Annotated in this window: 10 protein-coding genes; 9 read left to right on the top strand and 1 reads right to left on the bottom strand. The window is 71.9% G+C overall.

The window, feature by feature from the left end; genetic code table 11:
- Window positions 1–176 precede the first annotated feature (176 nt).
- Window positions 177–704: a DUF4232 domain-containing protein gene (locus AB0A97_RS35905; RefSeq protein WP_361158356.1), complete on the top strand. Its 528-nt coding sequence runs from the start codon at window positions 177–179 to the stop codon at window positions 702–704.
- Window positions 705–1183: 479 nt separating this feature from the next.
- Entirely contained in the window at window positions 1184–2794 is a 1611-nt protein-coding gene (locus AB0A97_RS35900; RefSeq protein ID WP_361158353.1) for a M4 family metallopeptidase, read from the top strand.
- 140 nt (window positions 2795–2934) lie between these two features.
- Here the strand turns inward: AB0A97_RS35900 and AB0A97_RS35895 are convergent, their stop codons facing one another.
- Window positions 2935–3393, bottom strand: a complete 459-nt coding sequence (locus AB0A97_RS35895; protein ID WP_361158351.1) for a nuclear transport factor 2 family protein — start codon at window positions 3391–3393, stop codon at window positions 2935–2937.
- A gap of 100 nt (window positions 3394–3493) precedes the next feature.
- On the opposite strand from AB0A97_RS35895, the gene AB0A97_RS35890 reads away from it, so the two are divergent.
- The 7 genes from AB0A97_RS35890 to AB0A97_RS35860 all read left to right on the top strand — a co-directional run bounded on the left by AB0A97_RS35890 (window position 3494) and on the right by AB0A97_RS35860 (window position 14467).
- Window positions 3494–4111, top strand: a complete 618-nt coding sequence (locus tag AB0A97_RS35890) for a TetR/AcrR family transcriptional regulator (protein ID WP_361158348.1) — start codon at window positions 3494–3496, stop codon at window positions 4109–4111.
- 543 nt (window positions 4112–4654) lie between these two features.
- Window positions 4655–5932, top strand: a complete 1278-nt coding sequence (locus AB0A97_RS35885; RefSeq protein WP_361158562.1) for a HAMP domain-containing sensor histidine kinase — start codon at window positions 4655–4657, stop codon at window positions 5930–5932.
- A gap of 152 nt (window positions 5933–6084) precedes the next feature.
- The gene (locus AB0A97_RS35880) at window positions 6085–6822 is read left to right on the top strand and encodes a GntR family transcriptional regulator (RefSeq protein WP_361158346.1); all 738 of its coding nucleotides are present in this window, start codon (window positions 6085–6087) and stop codon (window positions 6820–6822) included.
- A gap of 254 nt (window positions 6823–7076) precedes the next feature.
- On the top strand, window positions 7077–9434 hold the full coding sequence (locus tag AB0A97_RS35875; protein ID WP_361158344.1) for a collagenase: 2358 nt from the start codon (window positions 7077–7079) through the stop codon (window positions 9432–9434).
- 382 nt (window positions 9435–9816) lie between these two features.
- Entirely contained in the window at window positions 9817–11388 is a 1572-nt protein-coding gene (locus AB0A97_RS35870) for an APC family permease (protein WP_361158559.1), read from the top strand.
- A 179-nt stretch (window positions 11389–11567) separates the two neighbouring features.
- On the top strand, window positions 11568–13118 hold the full coding sequence (locus AB0A97_RS35865) for a Y4yA family PLP-dependent enzyme (RefSeq protein WP_361158341.1): 1551 nt from the start codon (window positions 11568–11570) through the stop codon (window positions 13116–13118).
- A complete protein-coding gene (locus AB0A97_RS35860) occupies window positions 13115–14467 on the top strand; it encodes a pyridoxal-phosphate dependent enzyme (RefSeq protein ID WP_361158338.1) in 1353 nt (450 codons plus the stop codon). The genes AB0A97_RS35865 and AB0A97_RS35860 overlap by 4 nt, the downstream gene beginning before the upstream one ends.
- The last annotated feature ends 6 nt before the right edge of the window (window positions 14468–14473 follow it).

The following is a 14473-nucleotide window of genomic DNA, read 5'->3' as shown; positions in this document are numbered from 1 at the left end:
GGGTGTTAGCCGTTCATCAGCGCTCGCCCGCAGGGTGGAGCGCACGGGGGACGAGGAAGGCCGTACCGGCCCGCCACCGCGTCGGAGCACGTGTCGCGTTGTGTGTATGGGGCAGGCGGGTGGGTGCATCACCAGCGTTTTCCCCGGAATGCCGGGGAAGAGGGAGTTGATCGAACATGCGTGGTCTGCGTACCGCAGCCGCCGTCGCCGCTGCCGCCGCCCTGGCCGTCGGAGCAAGCGCCGGCGCCGCCTCCGCCGCCGGCACGGGGGCGCCCGGTGCCGGGGCCTGCCAGCCCGGGACGCTGAAGGTCACCACGACGGACGCGGGCGGCAGCCAGGCCGGCATGAACCACGCGGGCACCTACCTGCGGATGGAGAACGTCGGCAAGAGCACCTGCACGATATCCGGCTACCCGGGTCTGGCGCTGGAGGGCGCGGGGCACACGGCGCTCAAGACCACGGCGCGGCACGGCGACACGTACTTCGCCAAGGACCCGGGCGAGCACCCCGTCACGCTGAAGCCGGGCAAGAGCGCGTACGCCGACCTGGTGTGGACGCACACCGGCGCGAACACCGCGCACGCCAAGTACCTGCAGGTCTCGCCGCGGGGCGGCAACGGACACAGTGTGCTCCCGTTCGACCAGGAAGTGGACAACGGCACGCTGTCCGTGACCGCCTGGTCGGCGAAGCTGCCCACCCCCTGAAACAGCATCCCGTAGCGGTACGGAGGCCCGGCGCCCAGAGATGGCGGCGCCGGGCCTCCGGCATGCGGTACGGCGGTGGGATGGCGTACGCCGCGTCAGACGGACCGGCGGACCGCGTACCCACATACCCGCGGACCGGCAGACCGACGGCCGTCAGAACCTCCTACCGGCCGACCGGCCAACCAGCAGACCCGGCACCCCGGCACCCCGGCACCCCGGCACCCCGGCACCCCGGCACCCCGGCACCCACAACAAGCTGTTCACAAAAGCGGTCCGCAACCGACCAGAAATCGGCGACAAACAACCGCATTTCGGCAAACCCCCTGTGAAATCCTTGTTGAAGACCTGACAAAGGCGGTCGGGTGATGGCACTCTCCTCTCGATTCACTCCTGCACCACCGGGCGGCCCGACAGGGCTGCCCTCCCCCTCATTCGGGCCGCAACCGTACGGCCCGCGCTAGGAGACTGAGTTGAGACGCATGACCTCCACCCCCCGCAAGTACACCCTCCGTGCCGCCGCCCTGGTCGCCTCCGCCGCGATGGTCGCGGTCACCGTCCAGACCGGGTCGGCGACCGCGCAGCCCGACGCCGCGACCGGTGCCTCCGCCGTCGCGCTGTCCGCCCAGCAGCGCGTGACCGCGATCAAGAGCGCGCAGGCCGAAGCCGCCGGCACCGCGCAGAAGATCGGCCTCGGCGGTCAGGAGAAGCTCGTCGCCCGCGATGTCATCAAGGACGCGGACGGCACGGTGCACACGCGCTACGAGCGCACGTACGAGGGCCTGCCGGTCCTCGGCGGGGACCTGGTCGTCCACGAGAAGAAGAACGGCACCCGCACGGTCGACAAGGCGACGCAGGCCAAGATAGCCGTGTCCACCACGGACGCCGCCCAGCCGGCCGCCACCGCCAAGAAGAGCGCGCTGTCCGCCGCCGCCGCCGAGAAGAACACCAAGGCCGAGGCCAAGGACGCGCCGCGCAAGGTGATCTGGGCGGCCTCCGGCAAGCCCGTCCTGGCGTACGAGACCGTGGTGACCGGCGTCCAGAAGGACGGCACGCCCAGCGAGCTGCACGTCATCACCGACGCGAAGACCGGGGCCAAGCTCTTCCAGGACGAGACCATCGAGACCGGTACGGGCACCAGCTCGTACAGCGGCACCGTCCCGCTCACCACCACCAAGAGTGGCAGCACCTACAACCTCACCGACGGCGCCCGGGGCGGCCACAAGACGTACGACCTGCGCCAGGGCACGTCCGGCACCGGCACGCTCTTCACCGACGCGGACGACAAGTGGGGCGGCGGCCGCCAGACCGCGGCCGTGGACGCGCACTACGGCGCGGCGGTCACCTGGGACTTCTACAAGAACGTCCTCGGCCGCAACGGCATCCGCAACGACGGCAAGGGCGCCTACTCCCGCGTCCACTACGGCAACAGCTACGTCAACGCCTTCTGGCAGGACTCCTGCTTCTGCATGACGTACGGCGACGGCCAGAACAACGCCAACCCGCTGACCGCGCTGGACGTGGCGGCCCACGAGATGAGCCACGGCGTCACCGCCGCCACCGCCAAGCTCAACTACAGCGGCGAGTCCGGCGGCCTGAACGAGGCCACGTCCGACATCTTCGGCGCGGCGACCGAGTTCTACGCCAACAACGCGGTCGACAAGGGCGACTACCTCATCGGCGAGAAGATCAACATCAACGGTGACGGCACGCCGCTGCGCTACATGGACAAGCCCTCCAAGGACGGCGCGTCCAAGGACTACTGGTCCTCGTCGCTGGGCGGCATCGACGTGCACTACTCCTCGGGTCCGGCCAACCACTTCTTCTACCTGCTGTCCGAGGGCAGCGGCACGAAGACGATCAACGGCGTGACCTACAACAGCCCGACCTACGACAACTCGAAGGTCACCGGCATCGGCCGCAGCAAGGCCGAGAAGATCTGGTACCGCGCGCTGACCACGTACTTCACCTCCACCACGAAGTACGCGGGCGCCCGCACCGGCACGCTGAAGGCCGCCGCCGACCTGTACGGCGCCACCAGCACCGAGTACAAGACGGTCGCGGCCGCGTGGACCGCGATCAACGTGAAGTGAGCACCGTGAGCATCATCTGACGCCGGTCCCGGCGCGCCCGTCGTCGCCAACGACGCGCCGGACCACCGCACGGCTCCGCCCCGCCGGGACTCCCGGCGGGGCGGAGCGCGTTGCGGCGCCGGAAAGCGTACGGGCTCAGGTCACCGGACCGGAAGGAGAGCCTCGGCCTCCTCGGCCGGCCGTGGGCCGAAGATGCGCCGCTCCGCCTCGCTGATCCGTACGTCGTTGATGGCGGCCTCGCGGCGCCGCATCAGGCCCTCGCCGGTGAACTCCCACAGCTCGTTGCCGTAGCTGCGCCACCACTGGCCGGCGGCGTCGTGGAACTCGTACTGGAACCGCACCGCGATCCGGTCGCCCTCGAAGGACCACAGTTCCTTGCGCAGGGCGTAGTCGAGTTCCCGCGACCACTTCTGGCGGAGGAAGGCGGTGATCTCGGCGCGGCCGGTGAGGAACGTGTCCCGGTTCCGCCAGATCGTGTCCTCTGTGTAGGCGAGGGCGACGTGTTCGGGGTCGCGGGTGTTCCAGGCGTCCTCGGCGGCCCGGACCTTCTTGAGCGCGCTCTCCCGGTCGAACGGCGGGAGCGGGGGGCGTGACGTCATCACGGACTCCTTGCAGGGGGAACCACACGGAGAACGGTCGTTCTCCGCGCTGTCCGCTACTCTAGAGAACGATCGTTCTCGGCGACAGGGGGAGGCCCTCGTGCACCAGGAAGAAGCCCGGGTACGGCTGCTCGACGCCGCCGAGGAGCTGTTCTACGCCCGAGGCATCCAGGCCGTGGGCATGGACGAGATCCGCGCCGCGTCCGGTGTGTCCCTGAAGCGGCTGTACCAGGCATTCCCCTCCAAGCACGAGCTGGTGGAGTCCTACCTGCGGCACCGCGACGAGCGCTGGCGCGCGGCCCTGGCCGGCCACGTGAAGGAGCACGCCGCCACGCCCGAGGACGCGCCCGCGGCCGTCTTCGACTGGCTGCACGCCTGGTTCACCACGCCGGGCTTCCGGGGCTGCGCCTTCATCAACGCCTTCGGCGAGCTGGGCGCCGTCTCCGACGGTGTGGCCCGCGCCGCGCGCGACCACAAGGACGCCGTGCACGCGTACGTCTCCGGCCTCGTCCGGGAACTGCCGGCCGACGATCCGGCCGCGCTGGCCGAGCAGTTGGCGCTGCTGATCGACGGCGCGATCACGACGGCCACGATCAGCGGCACCCCGGATGCGGCCCTGCGCGCCCGCGACGCCGCCGTGACGCTGGTGAGGGCGGCGACGTCGGCCGGGACGGGAATGCGCGCCTGCGATCCCGAGGCCCTGAGCTTCGGTCCCTGAGACTTCGAGTCGCCGAGTCCGTCGAGCACCAACACAGGAATGCATGTTCGACCGGAGCGGCCAGGGGGACGTCGGCTCGACGCATCGGCGCGATTCCGGGCACCACGCAGGGCCCCGACTCCACATCCGGCGAACCCGCCCCGGGAGCTGGTGGGCCTCATGACCGGACCGGGACAGCAGCTCGTCGAGGGCGAGGTCGAGGTCGAGGTCGCCGACACGCCGCCGGAAGGCTCTGCGGCGGAACTCCGCACCCACCTCAGGACCAGCCTGCTCGGCCGAGGCACCGGGGCCCGGACAGGTACGGAAACACCTATGAGCCTTCGTTACGCAATCGCCGGATTGCCGCAACGGAGGGGAGCCAACATCATTCGACGTAGGGTTTCCCCCCGGCTCGCGCCCCCATGACCACCGACTGGAACCACTGTGCACCTCCCCCGCTCCCGGCCGTTCCCCGGGCAGACACGGGCCCGGCGCGGCACGCACCGGTGGCGCCGCCTGCCTTCCTGGACGGCGACGCTGCGCTGGAAGGCCGCGCTGTTCATCATGGTGATGTGCTGCTTCCTGGCCGCGGTCCTCGGCGTACTGGTCCACGTCCTGGTCAGCCGGCAGAGCGAGGAGCAGGCCCGGAACGCGGCCCTGGACCGGCTGGACTCGGTGGTCGAGACGTACGTCGCCGGGGAACCGCTCAGCCGTGACGCGGGCCTCGACCCGCCCGGCCTGCCGCCCGCGCTGCGCGACATGGCGCGGCGGGGCGAGCGCGGTACTCAGCTCGGTGAGCGCGACGGCCGCCCGACGATGTGGGCGGTGACCCCCGCCGACGGCAAGGCGCTGGCCGTCGGCCAGGACTACAGCCAGCGGGCGGCGGTCATCAGCGGGCTGGACCAGGCCATCATCGGGTCGTCGGCCGTCGCCATCACCCTGACGCTCGTCGTGGGCATCTACGCCACCAGGAGCGTCACCCGGCGTCTGCACCGCACCGCGCAGGTGGCGCGCCGGATCAGCGACGGCGACCTCGACGCGCGGGTGGACGACCCCCGCGCACGGTGCCCGGGGTACGCGCGGGACGAGACCGCCGCCGTGGCCGCCGCGCTGGACGCGATGGCCGCGAGCCTCCAGAGCAAGCTGCACAGCGAGCAGCGGTTCACCGCCGATGTCGCCCATGAGCTGCGCACCCCGCTCACCGGTCTGCACGCGGCCGCCGAGCTGCTGCCCGCCGGGCGGCCCACCGAGATGGTGCAGGAGCGCGTCCAGGCCATGCGGCGGCTGACCGAGGACCTGCTGGAGATCTCCCGGCTGGACGCGGAGGTGGAGCGCGCCGATCTCGACGTGCACCGGCTCGGACCGCTGACCGAGCGCGCGGTACGGGCCACCGGGCGCACGGCGGAGGTCCGGGTGGTACGGGACTGCCGGGTGGAGACCGACCAGCGGCGGCTGGAGCGCGTCCTGGGCAATCTCGTCGCCAACGCGCACAAGCACGGCCGTCCGCCGGTGGTCGTGACCGTCGACGGGCCGGTCGTCACGGTGCGCGACCACGGGGACGGCTACCCCGACGAGCTGCTGGCCGAAGGCCCGCAGCGCTTCCGCACCCGGCCCGGGAAGGGCCGGAAGGGCGGCGGGCACGGCCTCGGACTGACGATCGCCGTCGGGCAGGCACGCGTCCTCGGTACGACCCTGCGCTTCTCCAACGCGCCCGACGGCGGCGCCGTCGCCGAACTCACCGTCCGCCTGCCGGAGGCGGAAGCGAAGGCCGCGGACGATCAGCGCGGGCACGCACCGGCGCCTCCGGAGCCGGGCGGCCCTCAGGTCCCCCGGGAGCGCTGAGGTCGCCGGGGCGCCGAGGACACCGGCCGCACGGGGAACGGCTCATCTCAACAGCTCGTGTACAGCGCCCCCTTGGCGTAACACCCCGGTACGCTGGGCTCCTGTCCGACGCCGGTACGGAGCCCCGGCGAGGGGCCCACCCAGGGGGCGATGTGAAGCACCTCGGACCGATCACCGGCCAGGAGCGGCTGCGCGACCGTGCGGCGCACGCCCTGCGCGCCGCGCTGATCGCCGGCGAACTGCGCCCCGGCACCGTGCACTCCGCCCCGGCACTCGCCGCCGGGTTCGGCATCTCGGCGACGCCCGTACGGGAAGCGATGCTCGACCTGGCGCGTGAGGGACTGGTCGAGCCGGTGCGCAACAAGGGGTTCCGGGTCACCGAGGTGAGCGAGCGGGATCTCGACCAGTTCGCGGAGATCCGGGCCCTGATCGAGGTGCCGACGGTGGGCCGGGTGGTCCGGCTGGCCGTCCGCGAACAACTGGCCGCACTGCGTCCGCTCGCCGAGGAGATCGTCCGAGCCGCGCGCGACCACGACCTCATCGGCTATCTGGAAGCCGATCGCCGCTTCCACCTGGGCTTCCTGGCTCTCTCGGGCAACGCGCGGCTCGTGGAGACCGTCGGCGACCTGCGCAAACGCTCCCGGCTGTACGGGCTGACCGGCCTCGACGAACGCGGTGAGCTGCTGCCCTCGGCACAGGAGCACCTGGAACTGCTGGACCTGGCGCTGGCGGGCGACGCCGCGGGGGCGGAGGCGTGCATGGCGCGCCACCTGGGGCACGTGAGGTCGCTGTGGGCACGGCCCGGGGACGAGTCCGCCGAGCGGCGGGCCGCGCGGGGCGGCCGGAGGACGGTCCGTACGACTCGGGCCCGTACGGCTTCGGGGCCCTGAAAGCGGCAGAGGGCGAGGACTGCCCCCGGGAAAGCGGGCCGGGAGCGTCGCACATCGGAGGCGTCGCACAATCGGAAGCGTTGAGCAGCCGAGGACCGAAAGGCGTATCCGACGGGTTGTCAGTGCAATGTCACATTACTAGGTTACGGGGCGCACAGCGGCCCGTCGTGGCGTCAACTCCCGCCTTACATACGCCAGTTCGCCGGTCGCGCGTGCGCGTACGTGCCGTACACGCCTCTACACAGGAGCAGCCGGTGTTTCCGTTACGCACTGTGCGCAAGGGCCTGCTCAGCGCCGTCCTGTCGGTAGGCCTCGCCCTCCCCGCAGCCCAGGCCGCCGCCCAAGACGCGGCACCCGCCCGGCCGTCGGCCGCCACGACGGCCGCCTCCCCGACAGCAGCCGGCCCGGCAACGGCCTCCTCCCACGGGACGGCCGGCAACGGCACCGACCGGGCCGACCGGTTCGCCGACGCCCCCGATCCGGCGGCACGGGACCTGCCGCCCGGCAACGGCCGCGTCCCCCGGGGCCGTACCCCCGGCGACCTGGCGCGGGACACGTCCGACGCGCCCCACCGCCCGAGCACCGAGGCCCCCTGCACCCTGGACGCGCTGACCCGCCTCGCCCCGGACGCCCTCACGGACTTCCTCACCGACCCGGCCGTCACCGTCGAGGGCTGTCTGCGCGGCCTGATCTGGACCTGGGACGCGCGGCTGGCCCCCGTGATGTCGCGGGCGCACGTACAAGCCGTTTCCCGCCGGATCAGCGCGCTCGCGCCGGGCCATGACGCGACGGACGCCACCCACCTCCACGAGCTGTTCACCTACCTGCACGCCGTCGTCTACCACGACTTCTCGCGCGGCGAGATCGACGTGACGGACGCGCCCACGGTCGGGGCGATGCGGGCGGCCGTCGCCGCGTACGGGGGCGCGGCCCGCACCTTCGAGCCCACCCGGCACAACGCCGAGACGCTACGGGAAGCCCTCACCGCGGCGAGCGCGCCCGGGCTGCGCCAGCACCAGCTTCCGCTGGTGATGAAGGTTCTCGGCACCATGGGGCCCGGCAAGCCGACCGCCGCGGACCCGGTGTGGGGCGGTGCCGCCCTCGCCGCCCTCACCGTCAACTACCTCGGCGTGTACCCCGGAAACAACGACACCGCCTTCCGGGCGGCCGTCACCGCCGACGCCGCGTACCGCGCCGCATTCCGCGCCTTCTGCGGGCACACACACCTGAAGGGGACGGTGAACGCCTGGGCGGTGCGCGACGCCCTGGGCGAGTACGGCCGCTTCGGGCAGATCGATTCCCTCAAGCCCGCCGTCGTCAGCGACCTCGGCGCACTGCTGACCGTCGCGGAGAACAACTTCGGCCGGCGCAGCGCCCCGTGGGCCGGTGTGGCGGGCTGGCTGAACTACTACGGCGTCTGCGCGCGGTACGGCGTCTGCCTCCCGCAGATCGAGAACGAGATCTTCCCGCACACGTACACCTACGACCGTGGCACCCTCGAAGTCCGTACCGCACTCGACCGGACCACCGTCGACCAGCTCTACTACGCGAGCAAGAAGGTCAGGTCCCAGTTCTTCCGGGTGCTCGGCGCGGACACGCCGCTGGCCGGTGACAGCAACGCCACGCTGCATGTCCACCTGTACGCGTCCCGTGCCGAGTACGAGATCATGCACCCGCTGCTGACCGGCATGGGCACCGACAACGGCGGCGTCTACATCGAGAACGGGGCGACTTTCTACACGTACCAGCGGCGCGTGCCGCAGGAATCCACCCTCACCCTCGAAGAGCTGTTCCGGCACGAGTACACCCACTACCTCAACGGCCGCTGGGCCGTTCCCGGCAGCTTCGGTGACGCGCCCTGGTACACCGGCGACCTCACCACGGCCATGGACGAGGGCACCGCCGAGTTCTTCGCCGGGGGCACCCGCGACGACGGGGTGCGGGTGCGCAAATCGCTGGTCGAGGGCGTCATCGCGGACACGGCGGGCGGCGGCCCGCGGATGAGCGTCGACCGGCTGCTGCACGCCACGTACGCCGGCGACGGCTTCCGCTTCTACCACTACGCCGGCACCTTCTTCGCGTTCCTGTGGCAGCAGCGCCCGTCACTGATCCGGGAGATGTACGGCTACCAGCGCGCCGACGACCCGAAGGGGTTCGACGCCTGGCGGAGCAGGCTGGGCGCGGACGGCGCGCTCCAGCGGGCGTACGACGCGTTCCTCGACGCGCGGATCGCCGAGGTCGGCGACCTGTACGTGCCCCGCACCACCTTCCACCCGGTCGCCTCGCTGCGCTTCGCCGAGGCGTCCGAGGTCCGGGCCGCCTTCGCCACCGCCACCTCCGTCACACCCGCCTGCACGGGCAGCGGGGAGACGGGCGGCCGGGCCCGCTTCACCTGCACCGGTCGGATCACCGCCAACCTCTCCGACGCCCGGAACCCCGACCGGGTCTTCGCCGACATGTCGGAGACCGTCGACTACTTCCTGCTGGACCGGGCCGGTGCCGTGGCCGACAACCTCGCCGACATGGACTGCTCCTTCGGGGCCGTGGACGTCTGGTCCGACGGCCGCTCCGGGAGCGCGTCCTTCACGTGCGAGGGCCCGCTGCGCAGCTGACCGGCGGGCGGCGGGGCGCGATGCCGTGGAGCGCGCCCCGTCTCACGCCCCCGATCAGGGGGCGTTTCGAACAACAGCACGTAGATTTCACACAGCCGTAATCTCCCTCTCTACCGGCAGGCGCGCCACCGAGGTTGCCGCCGGCCCCCTCCCCTCCCGACCGGGCATTTCGGACACCCGAGGCCCGGTCGCGCGTGGTGACGTGCGTCCGCGCCGCGTCGGAACGGCAGAATCCGCAGGGGCACGCATCCGACGGCGCACACCGCGCCCGGGCGGCGTGCGCCGTCGGTAGGGACGTCAGGGAGGAAGTTCGGTGTCGGAACGTCAGGTGACGGGTGAGGTCGACGAGGCCGGTGCGCCCGTGGTGGCGCAGGAGCGCCGATTGCGCCGCGACCTGGGGTTCTGGGGGCTCACCGCGATCGGGTTCTCGAACATCGTGGGGTCCGGCTGGCTGTTCGCCGCCCTGTACGCGGCCCAGACGGCGGGCCCCGCGTCCCTGCTGTCCTGGATCGGCGCGGGCCTGCTGTGCGGCCTGGTCGCCCTGGTCATGATCGAACTGGGCGCGTCGCGGCCCGAGGGCGGCGGCACGGTCCGCTGGCCGCTGTTCGCCAGCGGCCGGCTGGTCGGCACCCTGGTGGGCTGGTCGGTGCTGCTCTCGGTGGGCGGCACCGCGGCCGAGATCAGCGCGATCATGCAGTACGCCGCGCACTACGTGCCCGGTCTCTACAGCGGCCACACCCTGACCCTGACCGGCGTGGGCGTCGCCGCCGCGCTCAGCGTGGTCCTGACGGCGCTGAACTGGTACGCGGTACGGATGTTCGCGCGGCTGAACAACCTGGTCTCGGTGTTCAAGATCGCGGTGCCGGTGGTCACCGTGATCGCGCTCATCGCCTCCGGCTGGCACGACGGGCGCCTGACCGACCACGGCGGCTTCGCGCCGTACGGCTACGCCGCCTGCCTGACCGCGCTGGCCGGCGGCGGCATCGTCTACTCGGTCAACGGCTTCCAGGCGCCGCTGGACTTCTCCGGCGAGGCCCGTAACCCGCGCAAGACCATCCCCGCCGCCGTCCTCACCGGCATCGCCCTGGCCGTCGCCATGTACCTGGCCCTCCAGGTGGCGTTCCTGTTCACCGTCCCCGAGAGCGTGCTCGGCGGCGGCTGGAAGGGTGTCTCCTTCGAGTCCCCGTTCGGGCAACTGGCGTTGATCCTCAACCTGCACTGGCTGTCCAGCCTGCTGTACGCGGACGCGGTGGTCTCCCCCGGCGGCTCGGCGTACGTGGGCGTGGCCATCAACGCCCGGCACACCTACGCGCTCGCCAAGAACCGCACGATCCCGCGGTTCTTCATGAAGGTCGACGAGCGGTTCGGGGTGCCGCGCCGGGCACTGGCGATCAACCTCGCGGTGATCGTGATCTTCCTGCTGCCGTTCGGCGGCTGGCAGGACATCGTGAGCGTCATGGGCAACATGTACCTGCTGATCTACGGCGCCTCCGCGGTCGCCGCCGCCGTGTTCCTCGCCGACCCGGGGAGCAGCACGACCGGCTGGGTGCCGGGCCTGCGCTGGATCGCGCCCGTCAGCTTCGTGGTGGCCAGCGAGTTCGTGTACTGGTCGGGCTGGCACACCCTGCGCCTGGCCCTGCCGCTGGTCCTCGCCGGACTGCTGATCTTCCTGGCCATGCGGCGTTCCGGGAACGGCCCGGCGGACGCCGTCGGCGACCGGGACGACGCCGGGCGGCGACTGCCGCTGCTCGCCGAACTGCGCACCGGCGCCTGGCTGGTGACGTACCTGGCGGTGCTGACCGTGCTGTCGTGGCTGGGCAGCTTCGGGGGCTCCACCCGGCTGCCGGCTCCCTACGACTCGCTGGTCGTGGCGGCCTTCGCACTCGCGGTCTTCTTCTGGGCCGTACGATCCGGCGTCCGGCATCTGACGGAGTCGCGTACCGACGCCGCGTGACCGACAGCGGATCGGCCGCGGGCCGACGGCGGACCGGACGCGGGACGGCGGACCGGCCGACGGACCGGCAGCCGAGAGATGTCGGCAAGGTGGCGGGGAGGCGGCGTCCGCGGCCGGTCCGCCCCGGCCGGTTCCGCGGATGAGGTGGCCTGGGGTCCGTACCGGGGGAAGTATTGCGTATGGACGTTCCCTTGTACCTCGAACCGCGGTTGGAGTCCCGGCTGGCGTCCCTGCTGCGCGCAAGGACGTTCCTCCATACGCTCGCGGGCGGGCTCGGGTCGCCGCTGAACGTGGTGTTACCGGACCGCATGGCCGAGAACCTGGACGCCTTCCGGGCCGTGTACCGCCGGCACCACCTCAGCGGCGGCATCTTCTTCGCGCACAAGGCGAACCGTTCCAGCGCCCTGGTACGGCGGCTCGCCGCCACGGAAGCCGCCGTGGACGTCGCCTCCCTCGGCGAACTCCAGCACGCCCTGGGCTCCGGGTTCGTACCGGACCGCGTCATGGCGACCGGGCCGAAGAACCCGGAATTCCTGTGGCTGGCGGCCCGGTCGGGCACCACCGTGAACATCGACAGCCCGGTGGAACTGGACGAACTCGCCGCCCTGGTAGGGGATTACGGCCTCCCCCGCGTCCGCATCCTGCTGCGGCTCTCCGGCTTCTGCGCCCCCGGTGTCCGGCTGTTGACCCGGCAGAGCCGCTTCGGCACGGCGGAGGCGGAGCTGGACGGCCTGCTGAAGTCGGTGGAACGGCACCGCGACGCGGTGGAGCTGACCGGCGTGGGCTACCACCTCGACACGACCAGCCCGGCCGAGAAGGCGGTGGCGCTCGAAGGGTGCGTCAAGGCCCTGGACACGTGCCGGGCCCGGGGCTTCACACCGCGCGCCGTCGACATCGGCGGCGGCTTCGGCACCGACTACCTCGCCGACGGCGCACAGTGGCAGCGGTACACGACAGAGCTGACCAACGCCGCGCTGGGTACCCGCCCGCCCATGACCTGGCGCCGCCACACCTACGGGCTGCGCAACGAGAACGGCACGCTGCGCGGCGCCCTCGCGCTGTACCCGGCCCACCGGCCGACCGCCGGTGCCCAGTACCTGGACGCGCTCCTCTCGCTCCCCGCCCCCTCCCTGGGCCGCCCGCTGGCCACCCTGCTGCTGGAGAACCTGTACGAGCTGCACACGGAACCCGGGCGCGCGCTGGTGGACCAGTGCGGAGTCACTCTGGCGCGGGTGCTGGAGGTGCGCCGTACGGACACCGCCGAGCGGACGGACACCGCCGACCGCGCAGAAGCCGCCGGCCGTACGGGCCCCGGCCACCTCCTGGTACGGCTGGACGCGAACGCCGACGACATCGGCCTGGAGGAGCACGGCGTCCTGGTCGACCCGGTCCTCGTCCCGCGCGCCGCGCCGGGCGGCGCCCCGGACGCCGGGCCGGTGACCTGCTTCCTCGCGGGCAACCTCTGCCTGGAGGCGGACATGATCACGCGGCGCGCGGTCCACCTGCCGAGCGCACCGCGCCCCGGGGACCTGCTGGCCTTCGCCAACACCGCCGGGTACTGCATGGACTTCAGCGCCGACGAGGCCCAGCAGCAGCCCGTCGCCCGCAAGGTCGCCGTATGGCAGGACGGGCCGGCCGACGGCACCGGCCGGGAGGACGCCTCCTGGCACTGGTGCCTGGACGAACAGTACTGGCCGCACGTGAACCGCCGGACGAAAGGGCCTGCATGAGGTTCGAGCGCATCACCGACGCCATCGGAAACACCCCGCTCGTACGCATCGATCCGTCCGTGCACGGCCTGCGCACCGTCGACCTGTACGCGAAGCTGGAGATGCTGAACCCGTTCGGTTCGGTCAAGGACCGGGCGGCCTGGAACATGGTGCGCCCGGGGCTGTCCACCGCCGCCGGCGAGGACCGCACCGTCATCGAACTGTCCAGCGGCAACACGGCCAAGGCACTGGCCGTGCTCGCCGGTATGCACGGGGTACCGTTCAAGACCGTCACGAACCGGATGCGTATACCGGAGATCAAGGATCTTCTCCTGCTGCTGGGCGCGGAGGTGGAGGAGCTGCCGGGGCAGACCGAGTGTCTGGACCCGACCAATACCGACGACCCGCTGACCCACTTCCATCAGACGCTCACCGAGCCGGGCAGCGCATACCTGTACACGGATCAGTATTACAACGACCGCAACACCCAGGCTCATGTGGAGGGCACCGGCCCGGAGATCATCAAGGATCTGGACGGCCGGGCACCGGACTGGTTCATCGCCTGTGTGGGCACGGCCGGCTCGTCCACCGGGGTGGCCCGGGTGCTGCGGGAGCACGACCCCCGGGTGGAGGTGGTCGGGCTGGTCTCGCACAAGGCGGACTTCGTACCGGGCATCCGCACCATCGACGAGGTGCAGGAGGTCGGCCTGTTCGACCCGGGTACGTACGGCACGATCGCCTCCGTCACCGCCGACGAAGCGATCGACGGGATGCTGACGCTGGCCCGGCGGTGCGGCATCCTGGCCGGGCCGACCAGCGGGGCCGCGTACTTCGGTGCCGTGCGGCACCTGCGGGAGCTGGACAGTGGCCCGGCGCCGGGCCCCGACTCCGGTCCGGACCGCCCGGCCGGGCGCCGCACCGCCGTGTTCATCGTGTGCGACCGCATCGAGAGCTATCTCGGCTACATACGGCAGCGGCGTCCCGAGCTGCTGGGCCGGCCGCCGCAGCCGAACTCCGTGGCCACCCTCTCCGACGCCGAGGTACGCGGTGCGCCGGACGTCGACGTCGAGGACGCCCGCCGGTGGATCGAGGACGACCAGCCGCTCGTCGTGGACCTGCGCAGCCCGTTCGCCTACACCGCGCTGCACATCGCCGGGTCGGTCAACATCGTCGACGAGCTCTTCGGTGAACTGGTGCGCGGCGGGCTGCCGTTCAGCAAGAGCCGGCCCGTGCTGCTGGCCTGCCCGGTCGGCGAGCAGTCCGCCAAGTACGCCGCGCTGCTGGCGCGCATGGGCCATCCCGATGTCCGCAGTCTGCGCGGCGGGATCATCGCCTGGCGCGACGCGGGCGCTCCACTGGTACGGGAGTGACGGCCG

Origin of the sequence: Streptomyces sp. NPDC045470, assembly GCF_040646595.1 — a bacterium.
Classification (GTDB): Bacteria; Actinomycetota; Actinomycetes; order Streptomycetales; family Streptomycetaceae; genus Streptomyces.
Note: the sequence above shows the minus strand (reverse complement) of the source record. Positions and strands in the feature narration are given on the sequence as shown.